The sequence below is a fragment of the Billgrantia kenyensis genome, assembly GCF_013697085.1.
GTDB lineage: Bacteria > Pseudomonadota > Gammaproteobacteria > Pseudomonadales > Halomonadaceae > Halomonas > Halomonas kenyensis.
Genome location: NZ_JACEFT010000018.1, coordinates 19848 through 32478 on the forward strand (window position 1 = coordinate 19848; position 12631 = coordinate 32478).

The 12631-nt window shown below is 62.8% G+C and carries 14 protein-coding genes; 10 read left to right on the top strand and 4 right to left on the bottom strand.

Annotated features, from left to right (window positions below; all coding sequences use genetic code 11):
* Nucleotides 1-16 precede the first annotated feature (16 nt).
* Both fadA and H1D44_RS13845 read left to right on the top strand, forming a co-directional pair.
* A complete protein-coding gene (fadA, locus tag H1D44_RS13840) occupies nt 17-1195 on the top strand; it encodes an acetyl-CoA C-acyltransferase FadA (protein ID WP_181515445.1) in 1179 nt (392 codons plus the stop codon).
* Nucleotides 1196-1341: 146 nt separating this feature from the next.
* The gene (locus H1D44_RS13845; protein WP_181515446.1) at nt 1342-1518 is read left to right on the top strand and encodes a CCGSCS motif protein; all 177 of its coding nucleotides are present in this window, start codon (nt 1342-1344) and stop codon (nt 1516-1518) included.
* A gap of 91 nt (nt 1519-1609) precedes the next feature.
* On the opposite strand, the gene H1D44_RS13850 is transcribed toward H1D44_RS13845, so the two are convergent.
* The gene (locus tag H1D44_RS13850) at nt 1610-2071 is read right to left on the bottom strand and encodes a flavodoxin family protein (protein ID WP_181515447.1); all 462 of its coding nucleotides are present in this window, start codon (nt 2069-2071) and stop codon (nt 1610-1612) included.
* A 78-nt stretch (nt 2072-2149) separates the two neighbouring features.
* On the opposite strand from H1D44_RS13850, the gene H1D44_RS13855 reads away from it, so the two are divergent.
* On the top strand, nt 2150-2626 hold the full coding sequence (locus H1D44_RS13855; protein ID WP_181515448.1) for a YbhB/YbcL family Raf kinase inhibitor-like protein: 477 nt from the start codon (nt 2150-2152) through the stop codon (nt 2624-2626).
* Between the two features lie 317 nt (nt 2627-2943).
* Nucleotides 2944-3855, top strand: coding sequence for an ectoine hydroxylase (gene thpD / locus H1D44_RS13860; protein ID WP_181515449.1), 912 nt, complete (start codon nt 2944-2946; stop codon nt 3853-3855).
* A gap of 80 nt (nt 3856-3935) precedes the next feature.
* Here the strand turns inward: thpD and H1D44_RS13865 are convergent, their stop codons facing one another.
* Nucleotides 3936-4889 carry a 2-dehydropantoate 2-reductase gene (locus H1D44_RS13865; protein ID WP_181515450.1) on the bottom strand — a complete coding sequence of 318 codons (954 nt, stop codon included), beginning with the start codon at nt 4887-4889 and terminating at the stop codon, nt 3936-3938.
* A gap of 200 nt (nt 4890-5089) precedes the next feature.
* Here H1D44_RS13865 and H1D44_RS13870 point away from each other — a divergent pair, with 200 nt between their 5' ends.
* Entirely contained in the window at nt 5090-6682 is a 1593-nt protein-coding gene (locus H1D44_RS13870; protein ID WP_238984536.1) for a thymidine phosphorylase family protein, read from the top strand.
* Complete coding sequence (locus H1D44_RS13875) at nt 6682-7575, top strand: ribose-phosphate diphosphokinase (protein WP_181515451.1); 894 nt, start codon at nt 6682-6684, stop codon at nt 7573-7575. The genes H1D44_RS13870 and H1D44_RS13875 overlap by 1 nt, the downstream gene beginning before the upstream one ends.
* A gap of 153 nt (nt 7576-7728) precedes the next feature.
* Here the strand turns inward: H1D44_RS13875 and H1D44_RS13880 are convergent, their stop codons facing one another.
* Complete coding sequence (locus tag H1D44_RS13880; protein WP_181515452.1) at nt 7729-7938, bottom strand: hypothetical protein; 210 nt, start codon at nt 7936-7938, stop codon at nt 7729-7731.
* 222 nt (nt 7939-8160) lie between these two features.
* Between H1D44_RS13880 and H1D44_RS13885 the strand changes: the two genes are divergently transcribed.
* Nucleotides 8161-9084: a hypothetical protein gene (locus tag H1D44_RS13885; protein WP_181515453.1), complete on the top strand. Its 924-nt coding sequence runs from the start codon at nt 8161-8163 to the stop codon at nt 9082-9084.
* A 39-nt stretch (nt 9085-9123) separates the two neighbouring features.
* On the opposite strand, the gene H1D44_RS13890 is transcribed toward H1D44_RS13885, so the two are convergent.
* Nucleotides 9124-10083 carry a zinc metalloprotease HtpX gene (locus H1D44_RS13890; RefSeq protein WP_181515454.1) on the bottom strand — a complete coding sequence of 320 codons (960 nt, stop codon included), beginning with the start codon at nt 10081-10083 and terminating at the stop codon, nt 9124-9126.
* 141 nt (nt 10084-10224) lie between these two features.
* Between H1D44_RS13890 and H1D44_RS13895 the strand changes: the two genes are divergently transcribed.
* The 3 genes from H1D44_RS13895 to H1D44_RS13905 all read left to right on the top strand — a co-directional run bounded on the left by H1D44_RS13895 (nt 10225) and on the right by H1D44_RS13905 (nt 12621).
* Nucleotides 10225-10776 (top strand): hypothetical protein, encoded by a 552-nt coding sequence (locus H1D44_RS13895; protein WP_181515455.1) that lies wholly within the window; start codon nt 10225-10227, stop codon nt 10774-10776.
* A gap of 90 nt (nt 10777-10866) precedes the next feature.
* Nucleotides 10867-11304, top strand: coding sequence for a nucleoside deaminase (locus H1D44_RS13900; protein WP_181515456.1), 438 nt, complete (start codon nt 10867-10869; stop codon nt 11302-11304).
* Between the two features lie 108 nt (nt 11305-11412).
* Complete coding sequence (locus H1D44_RS13905) at nt 11413-12621, top strand: Na/Pi symporter (protein ID WP_181515457.1); 1209 nt, start codon at nt 11413-11415, stop codon at nt 12619-12621.
* The last annotated feature ends 10 nt before the right edge of the window (nt 12622-12631 follow it).

Below are 12631 nucleotides of genomic sequence, written 5' to 3' on the forward strand. Positions count from 1 at the left end.
CAGGAGGTAAGTTGAAATGAGTTTGAATCCGAGAGACATCGTGGTGGTCGACGGCGTCCGTACCGCCATGGCCAAGGCCAAGAACGGCGCCTTCCGCAACGTGCGCGCCGAGAACCTCTCCGCTGCGGTGATGCAGGCACTGTTCGATCGCAACGCCGGGCTCGATCCGAATGAAGTCGACGACGTGATCTGGGGCTGCGTCAACCAGACCCTCGAGCAGTCGATGAACATTGCCCGCAACGCAGCGATCATGACCGGCATTCCGCGTACGGTGCCGGCGCAGACGGTCAACCGTCTGTGTGGCTCCTCGATGACCGCGCTGCACATTGCCGCGGCCAACATCAAGGCCGGCATGGGCGACTTCTACGTCATCGGTGGCGTCGAGCACATGGAGCACGTGCCCATGGCCCACGGCGTCGACGTCAACCCCGCGGCCAGCAAGTACGCCGCCAAGGCCGCCATGATGATGGGCCTGACCGCCGAGCTGCTGGGCAAGATGCACGGCATCAGCCGCGAGGAGCAGGACAAGTTCGGCGTGCGCTCCCACCAACGTGCCCAGGCGGCGCTGGAGTCCGGCCGCTTCGACAACGAGATCGTCGGCGTAGAGGGTCACGATGCCAACGGCTTCCGCGTGCGGGTCGACCGTGACGAGGTGATTCGCGCCGATGCCAGCCTGGAGTCGATGGCCGGTCTCAAGCCGGTCTTCGATCCGCGCAATGGTACTGTTACCGCCGGTACCTCCTCGGCGCTATCGGTGGGCGCCTCGGCGATGGCGGTGATGAGCTACGAACGCGCCCAGACGCTGGGCCTCGAGCCCATCGCCAAGGTGCTCTCCACCGGGGTGGCTGGCTGTGACGCCTCGATCATGGGTTATGGTCCGGTGCCGGCCTCCAAGAAAGCGCTCAAGGCCGCCGGCCTGACCGTCGACGATATCCAGACCGTCGAGCTCAACGAGGCCTTCGCCGCCCAGGGGCTCCCGGTGCTCAAGGACCTTGGCCTGCTCGATGCCATGGATGACAAGGTCAACCTCAATGGGGGCGCCATCGCCCTCGGCCACCCGCTGGGTTGCTCCGGCTCGCGGATCTGCACCACGCTGCTCAACGTCATGCAGCAGCAGCAGACTACCCTCGGCTTGGCCACCATGTGCATCGGCATGGGACAAGGGGTGGCGACGGTCTTCGAACGCTTGAAATAAGCTGGTTCACTGATTTTGCCGTCAGCCCCGCTGCGGCCTCGCTCCACCAGGGCGGGGCCGCTTTCCTTGATGCGTTGACGCCATGAGGGAGGATCAATAAGATGCATGTGTTTTGCATCTTTTAAGTTTACTGCGAGGGGACTCTCATGGGGCTCAAGGACCTGTTCAAGAAAGCCAAGGTAGAAGACAAGCAAGCCGTTCAGACGTTTGAGCCTGAGACGCCAGCTGCAGACGCCAATGCAGGCGAAGCCATCAGCGCCGACGCGGAGAAGCAGGCCAAGCATGGTGAGCCAGGGGTTTGCTGCGGGTCGTGCAGCAGCTGACACCGGTTGCCATCAAGCGGTCAGCCACGGGCGTGCCTACGGGCATGCCCGTTTTTTGCTCGCGGAAGGCCTCCGATATCTGGTTGGTGGGCTAGAGCACGCCGGCCTCGAGTCCTGCCGCCAGGTAGAGACCTAGCTCCTCTACCTGGTCTTCGAAGTCTTCCTGCCAGTCTCCGCGCAATAGCAGCGGCGCCTGCACCCAGCGCCAGCGCAGGCCCGTGACGATGCTCTCAACGGCTCGGCGTGTGCCGGTGCCGTCGTGCCCGGCACGCACGTAGAGCGCACAGGGCAGCCCCTGTTTCTCTCCCAGTACGGGATAATAGCTGCGGTCGAAAAAATCCTTCAGCGCGCCGCTCATGTACCCCAGATTCTCGGTAGTGCCAAGAAGTATCGCGTCGCAGGCAGTCACGTCCTCGGGGCCCGCCTCCAGCGGTGCCTTGACACTGATTTCTACCGCCTCGATATCAGGGTGGCGTGCGCCGCGCTCGGCGGCGTCGCGCAGGCGTTGGGTATTGGGCGAGGGCGCGTGGGCCACGATCAGAAGTCGTTTCATGTTTGACAGTCTAACGGCTTTTTCCGACGCTGTTCCGGCACCCTTCCGCTTTATCCGCAGACAGGAGGAACCACGCTAATGGCCTTCGCACTTTCGGACATGCAGTTGGAAAGCGCTGCCTTCGAGGCGCATGGCGCCATCCCTGCCCGCCACACCGGTGAAGGAGAGGATCTCTCGCCGCCGTTGAGCTGGCGTGATGCCCCCGAGGGCACCAAGGGGTATGCGGTAATCTGCCATGACCCTGATGCCCCCCTTGTCCAGCACGGAAGCTACGGCTTCGTTCACTGGCTGCTCTACAACCTGCCGGGCTCGACCACTTCTCTGGCCGAAGGCGCCAGTGAGGGTACAAGCGGGAAGAACGACTTCGGCAAGGTCGGTTACGCTGGCCCCATGCCGCCGGAGGGGCATGGCCAGCATCACTATTACTTCTGGGTGCTGGCGCTGGACAAGCCCACCGACCTGCCCGAAGGGCTCGGAATCGGGGAGGTTCTCAAGCAGCTCGAGCCGCATCTGTTGGGTATGAATCGACTGATCGGTACCTATCGTCGCAGTTGATCGGGGCTGGTATGTCGAAGGGCTGTTACAGCACGGAGGCAATGTCTCCGTGCTGACCGATGTCGCTGTGTTGCATGGTTGAGTCTACGGGCACCGGTAACCTGTCTCCCTTGCACTCCATCCAAACCACTTTTCCTGACTCTGGGTAAGCGATTCGGCACATAATCGGGGCCGCTTTTCCTCTTGATTACGCTGACTTTTCCTTGGGGAAAAAAGCGGATACAAACTCGCTTTGCATGCGAACCTTTGCCCGTCTACGGTGAGTAGGCTACCAGCCAATAGAATGGCGTTTCGCTTAGATCAAGGAGGAGGAAGCGATGAAAAGGGATGTTCAGGATCTCTTTCCTACGCGCCTGGAGCGCAAGCTAGGCATGTTCGAGCGCATCGATCCGGTGGTTTTCACCGAGCAGGCAGAGCGTGCCGAGGGGCCGCTGAGTGAGAAGCAGATTAGCGAATACGAGGAAAAAGGCTTTCTCTCGTTCGAGGGTTTTTTTGACCGAGAGGAGATGGATGCCTTTATCCAGGAGCTGCGTGACTACGAAGAGGATGAAGATCTCAAACTTTCCGAAGGTACCGTACTCGAGCCCGGGCGCGAGGAGATACGCTCGATCTTCGGTATCCATGAGATTTCCGAGCGCTTCAGTCGCCTGACCCGTGACCCGCGGCTCCTGGCTATGGTCGAGCAGCTGCTGGGCAAGGGCATCTACATTCACCAGTCGCGGATCAATTACAAGCCCGGCTTCAAGGGCAAGGGCTTCGACTGGCACTCCGATTTCGAGACCTGGCACAGCGAGGACGGCATGCCGCGCATGCGCTCTCTGAGCTGCTCCATCGTGCTGACCGACAACGGCGAGTTCAATGGCCCGCTGATGCTGATACCGGGCTCGCACAAGTATTTCGTGCCTTGCGTCGGCCGCACGCCAACGGATAACTACAAGGAGTCGCTCAAGAGCCAGGACGTGGGCGTGCCCGACAACACCAGCCTGCGCGAGCTGATGCTCAAGGGCGAGATCGAAGCGCCGAAGGGGCCGGCCGGCACTTTGGTCATGTTCGAGTGCAACACCATGCACGGGTCCAATATCAACATGTCATGCTGGCCGCGCAGCAACTTGTTCTTCGTTTACAACAGCGTCGAGAACGGCCTGTTGGAGCCTTTCTGCGGCAATCGTCCACGCCCCGAGTTCCTGGCCAATCGCACGGATTGGAGCCCCTTGGAGCCGGTCGGTTAACCGCTGCACTTGCCTTGCTGGGGTCGGTCTGGAGCCCTCTCGTCTGACGCTGCGTCAACGTAGCGTGACGCGAGCCAGTCTCAGCCCTGCTCGTGTGTAGCCGGCAACTCATTCCTCGCCGCCCGCTCCTGCGGCAGCAGGGCGGCATAAACCATGGCGTTGACTGGCGTAGGCACCCCGGCGGCCTTGCCCAGGCGCACTACGGCGCCATTCTGGGACTCCAGCTCTGATGGCTCGCCGGCCATGATACTGCGCTGCATGGAGGAAGTGCTGTCGGCGGGCATGGCATCGATGAACTGCATCGCTCGCGAGACGGCATCAGCGGGAAAGGCGACTCCGTGGCTTTGTGCCACCTGGTCGATTTCCTCGAGCATGGCCTGGATGAGGGCGCGGGTTTCAGGCAGTTGGCGGGTCACCCCGATGGGCGCCCGGGTAATGCTGCCGATGCCGCTCATGGCGCAGATGAACATGAACTTGCTCCACTGGGCGACGTGAATGTCGTCGGGGATCTCTGCGTTGAGGCCATGCGCGGTGTCGAAGACGGCCTTGAGGTGTGCCGTTCGTTCGCTGCTGTGATTGTCACGTTCCCCAAAGCGCACGAAAGGATCCACGCCGGCATGGCGTATATGTCCCGGCGCTTCACGCCAGGCCAGGATGCCGCACAGTCCCTCCAGTACCGAGGCCTCACCCAGGACGTCGACCAGGGTGGCAGCCGCCTCGACACCGTTCTCCAGGGGCAGCACCATGGTACCGGGACCAACCAGCGGGCGAATGGCCTCTGCCGCCTCGCGCACCTGCCACGCCTTGACGGCCACGATCACACAATCCATTTCGCCCAGTGTGGCGGGATCGTCCGTAGCCTTTACCGGATTCAGGACAACATCGCCCTTGATGCTGCTTACGCGAAGTCCCTGCTGCTGCATGGCGGCCAGGTGCTGGCCGCGGGCAATGAAGGTCACGTCTTCACCGGCTTCGGCCAGGCGAGCGCCGAAATAGCCACCGACACCGCCGCTACCCATGATGGCGAACTTCATGCTGCCTCCTTCTTTTGTCTTTCGTTCCTCGGAGCATAGCGGCATGTTGACGTTTCGTGTGCCATGCCTTCGCCATACAACACGATCCTGTCGTTTGCCGAGGGGCTTGTCCTGAGTCATGAGCGTTGGCCATGGTGCTGCACAGCCAGCATGAAATGAGGCAGACTGGCACGACTTATCAGCCGAAGATAGTGCGCCGCATGAACGAGACCCCCTCCTGCTCCACTACCAGCAACGAGACCAATGAGGAGACAGGCCTGCCGCTTGCGCTATGTCGCGTGGCGATAGATACCTATCGCGAGAATGTCGCCTACCTCCATCGCGAGTGCGACCTGTACCGGGCCGAAGGCTTCCAGGCGCTGTCCAAGGTGGAGGTCCGGGCGAACGGGCAGCGCATCCTTGCGACCCTTAACGTGGTGGACGATACCGCCATCGTCGGACATACCCAGCTAGGCCTTTCCGAAGATGCCTTCGTCCTGCTCGGGGTGGAGGAGGGGCACCCGGTCAGCGTATCCCAGGCGGAACCGCCGGTGTCGATTCCGGCCCTGCGCCGCAAGATCGCCGGTGAGCGCCTGACCCGCAAGGACCTGCGCGAGATCGTGCACGACATAGCCGAGTTGCGTTATTCCAAGATCGAACTCACGGCCTTCGTGGTGGCCTGCGAGTTGGGTGAGCTGGATCGCGAAGAGATCTTTTTCCTCAGTGACGCCATGGCCCGGGTGGGGCGACGGCTCGACTGGCACGAGCATCCGGTGGTTGACAAGCACTGTATCGGCGGCATACCCGGCAACCGAACTTCGATGCTCGTGGTCCCCATCGTGGCGGCTCACGGTCTGCTCTGCCCCAAGACCTCATCGCGGGCGATCACCTCTCCCTCGGGTACCGCCGATACCATGGAGGTGTTGGCCAAGGTTGAACTACCCTTCGATGAGCTGGGTAAGTTGGTGCGTACTCACCGTGGCTGCATGGCCTGGGGCGGGACCAGCGAGCTTTCGCCGGCCGATGACGTGCTTATCGCCGTGGAGCGACCGCTCTCCATCGACTCGCCTGGCCAGATGGTGGCCTCCATTCTGTCCAAGAAGGTGGCGGCCGGCTCAACGCACCTGCTGCTGGACATCCCTGTCGGGCCCCACGCCAAGGTGCGCAGCATGCCCGAGGCACGCCGGCTGCGTAAGCTGTTCGAATTCGTGGCCAGTCGCATGGGGCTGGTGCTGGACGTGGTAATCACTGACGGCAGCCAGCCGATCGGGCGCGGCATCGGTCCGGTGCTGGAGGCCCGGGACGTGATGCAAGTACTCACCAACCACCCTGATGCGCCGATGGACCTGCGCCTGAAGTCACTGCGCCTGGCGGGACGAATGCTTGAGTTCGACCCGGATATCCGAGGCGGCGACGGTTTCGGCATCGCCCGCGACATTCTCGATTCCGGGCGTGCACTGGAGAAGATGCAGGCGATCATTCGCGCCCAGGGGGAGAAGCCGTTCGACCTGGAAAAACCCGAGTTGGCGCCGCATCAGTTCGAAGTGCTTGCCCCCGAGGCCGGCGTGGTCAACGCCATCGACAACCTGAGGCTGGCACGGATCGCGCGGCTGGCCGGTGCGCCCAAGGCCAGAGGGGCCGGGGTCGACCTGTTAGCCAGGATCGGTGATCGGGTCGAGCAGGGGCAGCCGCTATACCGAGTCCATGCTGCCTATCGCAGCGAGCGCAGTTTTGCCCACCAGTGCAGCGAGCGTGACAGCGGCTACGGTATTGGCCAGGCAGATGAAATCAACCGCATGAACGTGGAGTTCTGATGCACGCAGCCTTGCTCTATTTCAATGCGGAGGCCCCTCCCGCCCAGCGCCTGGCCTCGACGGCCGACATCGATGCTTACCCGATGGAGTGTCACCGTTTCCCCGATGACGAACTCTGTCTTCGACTTCCGATGGGGAAGCTGCCCGATACCCTGGTGGTCTACCGTAGCCTGGACCGACCCAACGACAAGTTGGTCGAGCTGATGCTGCTGGCCCGTCATGCGCGTGAACAGGGGGTCAAGCGGCTGGTGCTGGTAGCGCCCTACCTGGCCTACATGCGCCAGGATATTGCCTTCAACCCGGGTGAGCTGGTCAGCCAGCGCCTGGTGGGGGGCTTTCTTGCCGAACTCTTCGATGCGTTGCTTACCGTCGATCCTCATTTGCATCGTATCGAGCGACTTGACCAGGCAGTACCGCTGCGCCATGCCGTCGCGTTGTCAGGCGCCCCCCAGCTTGGCGAAATGCTTGCCAACCAGCAGGGGGATGCGCTGTTGCTGGGACCTGATGCTGAATCGGCGCAGTGGGTGGAAAGTGCCGCAAAGGTGGCGGGGATGGAGTTCGGCGTGTGCACCAAGGTGCGGCATGGCGACCGTGACGTGGAGATCGCGTTGCCGGAGCTGCCCATCGCCGGGCGCCGGGTCGTTCTGCTGGATGACGTTGCCAGTTCTGGAAGAACCCTGGCCCGCGCTGCCGAGCAACTGCTCGCAGCCGGGGCTGCCGGGGTAGATGTCGCGGTCACTCATGCGCTGTTTGCCGGCGACGCGCTTGAGGTGATTCGCCGAGCTGGAGTGGGTAAGGTCTGGAGTACCGACACCATTGCCCATGAAAGCAATGCGGTACACCTGGCTCCGATACTGGCTCGGGCACTTGCGAAGGTACTTGCCGACGGCTGACCGGGAGGAGTGGCGGCGCTGGCGCCGCCAATGGCAATATCCCATGATTCGATGCTGGCGCCGGGCTGAGTATCGCCGGTCGATCTTTAACCGATGCTGGTTGTGACCGACCGAGGGGGCTCGCTGGGGTGTGCGAGGGGAAGCTCGGAGTCGCTACAGTACCTTGACCCTCTTGCCGGTGCCAGGCAAGTCGGTGTGGAAACCGATATCGAATCCCTGGTTGGCCAGCTGCGGTCGCCAGTACTCTTCGGTAGCCATGTCCTCGGCTGCCTTGGAGCTCGGGGCCTGGAACAGGCCACCACCCAGATGCATGTCGTGCCCCCGGGGGTCAACGGCGTAAACGTCGACAAGAAAGTGTTCCATGACGCCCTCACTGATTGAATTGACGGCGTCAGTATAATTCGGAGATGGCCCGTCGAAGAGCATTACTCGATTCCCGTCTGGTACCGGGTATGTGCCTACGGCATAAGTCTGCTGCTGCGAGACGTCCCTTTCAGTGAAACTGGCGTAATGCGCTGAGCCAGCCAAGCGGGAAAGCCGCCCTGCGGCTATGCTGACGAAGTCTCCCTTGTGACGCGAGCCCTGATGCGCCGCTGTTGCACATCCCCGTCAACCGGGCCAACCCGAAGTTGTCGAGGCACTCACACCCTGCAGGCGCTGCTGCTTGGCCTGCTGCTGGCTTGTTCGCCGCTCTCCTCGGCGCTGGCCCAGGACACCTTGCGGGACCAGTGGGGGGCGATCGTGGCCCTCTCGCCCTTTGCACAGCCTGTTCATGTCTCCTCGGAGGAGCGACGCTATTCGGTCAGCGGCAGCGTCCATGCACGGGTCGCTCACCCTTTCGATAGGCTGGCCACGGCGCTTGATACCGCTGCGGCCTGGTGCGAGATCCTTTTCCTGCACCCCAACGTCAAGGCCTGCCTGCCGGATGACTCGGCGGCGGCTGGGGCCTTGCAGCTGTACGTGGGGCGTCTCGAGGAGTCGATCGCCGAGGCTGAGCGCCTGGACCTTCTGCTGCGGACGACCGCCCTGAGTGACAACTACATGGCGATCCGGCTCGAGGGAGCGAGAGGGCCCTACGCCATGCGGGACTTCCTGCTCCACCTGCAGGCGATCCCCGACGATGCCGTGCACAGCTTGATCAGCCTGCGCTACTCCCTGGCATTTGGCACCACGGCGCGACTCGCCTTGAGGGCATACTTTGCCTTTGGTGGACGTAACCGCGTGGGTTTCACCGTCGAGTCCCAGGGGCCGGATGGCCAGCCACAATATGTCGGGGGGCTGCCCGGGATGATCGAGCGCAACGTGATGCACTTCTACCTGGGGCTGTCGGTGCACCTTGATACGCTGAAAGTACCCGAGCCCGAGCGGTTTGCCGAACGCCTGGCAGCCTATTTCGCGGCTATCGACCGCTACCCTCGACAGCTTCGTGAGCAGGATGAGGCGAGCTACCTGGCCCAGAAGCGACAAGAGCATGTCGACCAGCAGGCCTACGAGGTCAGTCGTCCATAGGCTGGTGGAGCATAGGGGCAGCGCTTGCCCGCACGCAGCTCAGCGGCGTCGTACGATCCAGTAGCGCCTTCCCAGCGGCCCGGGACGCTCGAGTATCACGGGTCTCGCGGCGTCGTCGCGGTGGGTGGGGGAGACGCTGACATGAGAGCCTTTAACGAGTGCCAGCAGGCGACGGATGCGCTCCCGGGTGGGCGGATGGGTGCGCAGCCAGTCGAGCCAGGCCGGCGGTCGGCGTCCAAACATCGTCATCAACCAGGCGCCATGATGACGCTCCAGGACGGTCAGGGCCGAGGCGAGCGCATAGGGGTCACCGGTCAGTGCGACGGCTTCCAGGTCGGCACTGTATTCCCGACGACGCGACAGCGCCAGCTGCAGCAGGCTGCTGAGCGTGGGGGCACAGGCGGCTGCCAGCAGCGCCAGCCACGGCAGCGGCTCGCCTTCGGCGACCAGGCTTGGCAGCATCACCAGAAGGGAGATCTGCAGCAGCAAGGCTAGCCACAGGGTCAGTCGGGTCATGGCGGCCGCCATGGACATGACGCGGGTATCGCCATGACGGAGATGGCTGACTTCATGCGCCAGGACCCCGACAAGCTGAGCCAGGTCCAGTGTCCGCACCAGCCCTTCGGTCAAGGCGATCCCTCCTTCACGGGGGCCGCCCACGGTAAAGGCATTGAGTTCAGGGGAAGGGGTGTAGTACAGCTGCGGTGGCTGCTCGAGGCCGGCGCGCTGATAGAGCACATCGAGTGCCTGGTACAGGGTGGGAGCCTGATGTCGCCGCAGCAGTCCCGCGCCGGAGCTGGCCAGGACCAGGCGTGCGGGAACCCAACCGGTGATCTGAACGACAATTGCCACCACGATCAGGCTCACCAATACTCCGGGGATTCCCGTGAGCAGGTAGCCAGGTAGGGCCAGGACCAGCGCCAGGCTGGCCACGATCAACAGGGTCTGGAGGGTGTTCTTCAGGCGAGCCAGCCCGATCGACCGAGTGAGATGCGACATGCGGCTCCTGGTCTTGTTAATGTCACCAACCTTCCGACAACGATTGTACTCTCGTGCGCGGCTGCTGGCCTGGGGGCTAGCCAGCGGCCGCGCAAACGCGTAAAACAGCGCAGCAAACTCTAGCATGCTCCGGAGTACGAGATGGCGTATTCGAGATTGGCAACTGTCATGATCCTGCTGCTGCTGTTGGGCGGCTGCACCTCACGCTCGGCACCGCAGGCTGAACCGACCCCGCCCGCAGAGGATCCGGGCCCTTCCGAGCAGGCGTTGTCGCCAGAGCCAAGTCCTGCTGTGGTTGGCACCTCGCGTGAAGATCGATTCTGGGTTCCGCCTCACTTCGGCTCGGAAATGGATGAAGCTCACTATTACATCAGCCGTCTGGCCGACAGGCGCTTCGTCGATGTCTACGGCGGCGAGGATCACCCGCGGGTGTGGTACATCGCAGCGGAAAGTTTGGGCCAGATCGGGGAGCCGGCCATACCGCTACTGTTTGCGCTGATCGAGACCGATGACTCCTACGAACTGATGCTGCTGCTCTATGCCCTGCAGCTGGCCACCCAGGACCCCCAACTGATGGCACAGACCGAGGGTGACTATGTTCGCCTGACGGAAACGCTGAACGAGGGCGCCAACGCCGAGAATCGCGCCATTGCACAGGAGTGGTGGGAACGCCACGGTTGGCGCTGGCAATAATGAACCTGAGGCCATCGCGGGCAGCACCCAGCGGGATTTGCTATGGTCACGACGAGGCTCGCAAGGACATCGACACAGGAGGCTGCCGCCATGGATCGCTTCATGCAAGCGGCGATCGAAGAGGCCCGTCAGGGGCTGGCCGAGGGAGGGATACCCATCGGTTCGGTATTGGTACATCGCGAACAGATTCTCGGTCGGGGCCACAATCGCCGAGTCCAGGCCGGCAGCAGCGTGCTCCACGGGGAGATGGATGCGCTCGAGAGCGCGGGGCGCCAGCCGGCGGCTGTCTATCGCAACTCCACTCTCTACACCACCCTGTCGCCCTGCGCCATGTGCAGCGGGGCGATTCTGCTCTATGGCATTCCCCGCGTCGTCATCGGCGAGAACCGAACATTCCTCGGCGAGGAGGAACTGTTGCGCGCCCGTGGCGTCGAGGTCGAGGTCATGCAGCTCGAAGAGTGCATCGATATGATGAAACGCTTCATCGAAGCCTCGCCCGAGCTGTGGAACGAGGATATCGGCGAGTAGTGGCCGTGCTGTCATGAAACTGTCATATCCGACGTTTACCGTTCGCCCGCAGCAGTCAGGTTGTCATGCAACCGACACATTTCCATGCAGAGAGCAAGTGGCCACTTGATGTCGAAACCACCCCCTTCCTCCAGCGAGTCCCAGCGCGCGGCCCTGGCCCGTGAGCCGGTTCGCGAAGTGCCGGCCTGGATGCGTGGCATCTATGCCGGACTCTGCCTGTACTTCTTCCTGGCGGCCCTGAATGTGCTTGGTTCCGGCCTGGGCACCTTCGGCCAGGCCAGTGACTTCCTGAGCCAGCTCTTCGCCTATGGCGAGAACCCGTTCATCGCGCTGCTTGCCGGTGTCCTGGTCACCATGATCGTGCAGAGCTCCTCGTTCACATCGGCGTTGATCGTGACCCTGGTGGCCAGCGGTGAGATGACCTTGGGCACCGCCGTATTCGCCATCATGGGGGCCAACATCGGTACTGCGGTCACCGGAGTGATCGTGGCGTTGGCCAACGTGCGCATCAAGCGCAACTTCAAGCGCTCCTTTACCGCGGCGCTGATGCATGACTTCTTCAATATCCTCACCGTCCTCGTGGTGTTCCCGCTGGAGCTGATCAGCGGCCTGTTCCACGAGGCGGGGCGGGGCATGTTCTCGCGGTTCGCCGCATGGTTGACCGAATTGATCGGCCTTGAGGAGGTGGCACGCCCGAACAGTCCGATCAAGGTGATCACCCAGCCGATCGTCGATCTGTTCAACATGGTCGGTGGCTGGTTGACGCCAACACCGGCTGCCCAGGGCCTGCTGGTCGCCGGCCTCGGCATGCTGCTGATGTTCACCGCGTTGATCTTCATGGTACAGAACCTGCGTGGTGCGCTGTTGCGGCACATGGATGGGCTTTTCCGCACCTACTTCTTCCGCAGCGACGCACGCGCCTATGGCGTTGGCCTGGTCTCCACCGTCCTGGTGCAATCGAGCACCATTACCAGCAGCCTCATGGTACCCCTGGCCGGGGCCGGCGTGGTGCGCCTGCGGCGCGTGCTGCCGTTCATGATGGGGGCCAACCTGGGCACCACCGTGACCAGCGTGCTGGCCGCGACCGCCAACCCGGTGGCGGCGGCGATGACGGTGGCGTTGTTCCACGTCATCTTCAACCTCACCGGTACCGCTATCTGGTGGCCGCTGCGTTATATTCCTCTCAAGGTGGCCACCTGGTATGGCAAGCTGGCGGCGCGCCAGACCCGCTATGCCTTCGTTTTCCTGATTGGCGTATTCCTGGTAATACCGCTGCTGGGAATCGGCGCCGTCGAACTGTTCACGAGCCTGCGCTGAGCGCGCTGTT

Coding starts and splice junctions, on each gene's coding strand:
- fadA (WP_181515445.1), top strand. CDS start 17: ATGAGTTTGAATCCGAGAGACATCGTGGTGGTCGACGGCGTCCGTACC.
- H1D44_RS13845 (WP_181515446.1), top strand. CDS start 1,342: ATGGGGCTCAAGGACCTGTTCAAGAAAGCCAAGGTAGAAGACAAGCAA.
- H1D44_RS13850 (WP_181515447.1), bottom strand. CDS start 2,071: ATGAAACGACTTCTGATCGTGGCCCACGCGCCCTCGCCCAATACCCAA.
- H1D44_RS13855 (WP_181515448.1), top strand. CDS start 2,150: ATGGCCTTCGCACTTTCGGACATGCAGTTGGAAAGCGCTGCCTTCGAG.
- thpD (WP_181515449.1), top strand. CDS start 2,944: ATGAAAAGGGATGTTCAGGATCTCTTTCCTACGCGCCTGGAGCGCAAG.
- H1D44_RS13865 (WP_181515450.1), bottom strand. CDS start 4,889: ATGAAGTTCGCCATCATGGGTAGCGGCGGTGTCGGTGGCTATTTCGGC.
- H1D44_RS13870 (WP_238984536.1), top strand. CDS start 5,090: ATGAACGAGACCCCCTCCTGCTCCACTACCAGCAACGAGACCAATGAG.
- H1D44_RS13875 (WP_181515451.1), top strand. CDS start 6,682: ATGCACGCAGCCTTGCTCTATTTCAATGCGGAGGCCCCTCCCGCCCAG.
- H1D44_RS13880 (WP_181515452.1), bottom strand. CDS start 7,938: ATGGAACACTTTCTTGTCGACGTTTACGCCGTTGACCCCCGGGGGCAC.
- H1D44_RS13885 (WP_181515453.1), top strand. CDS start 8,161: ATGCGCCGCTGTTGCACATCCCCGTCAACCGGGCCAACCCGAAGTTGT.
- H1D44_RS13890 (WP_181515454.1), bottom strand. CDS start 10,083: ATGTCGCATCTCACTCGGTCGATCGGGCTGGCTCGCCTGAAGAACACC.
- H1D44_RS13895 (WP_181515455.1), top strand. CDS start 10,225: ATGGCGTATTCGAGATTGGCAACTGTCATGATCCTGCTGCTGCTGTTG.
- H1D44_RS13900 (WP_181515456.1), top strand. CDS start 10,867: ATGGATCGCTTCATGCAAGCGGCGATCGAAGAGGCCCGTCAGGGGCTG.
- H1D44_RS13905 (WP_181515457.1), top strand. CDS start 11,413: ATGTCGAAACCACCCCCTTCCTCCAGCGAGTCCCAGCGCGCGGCCCTG.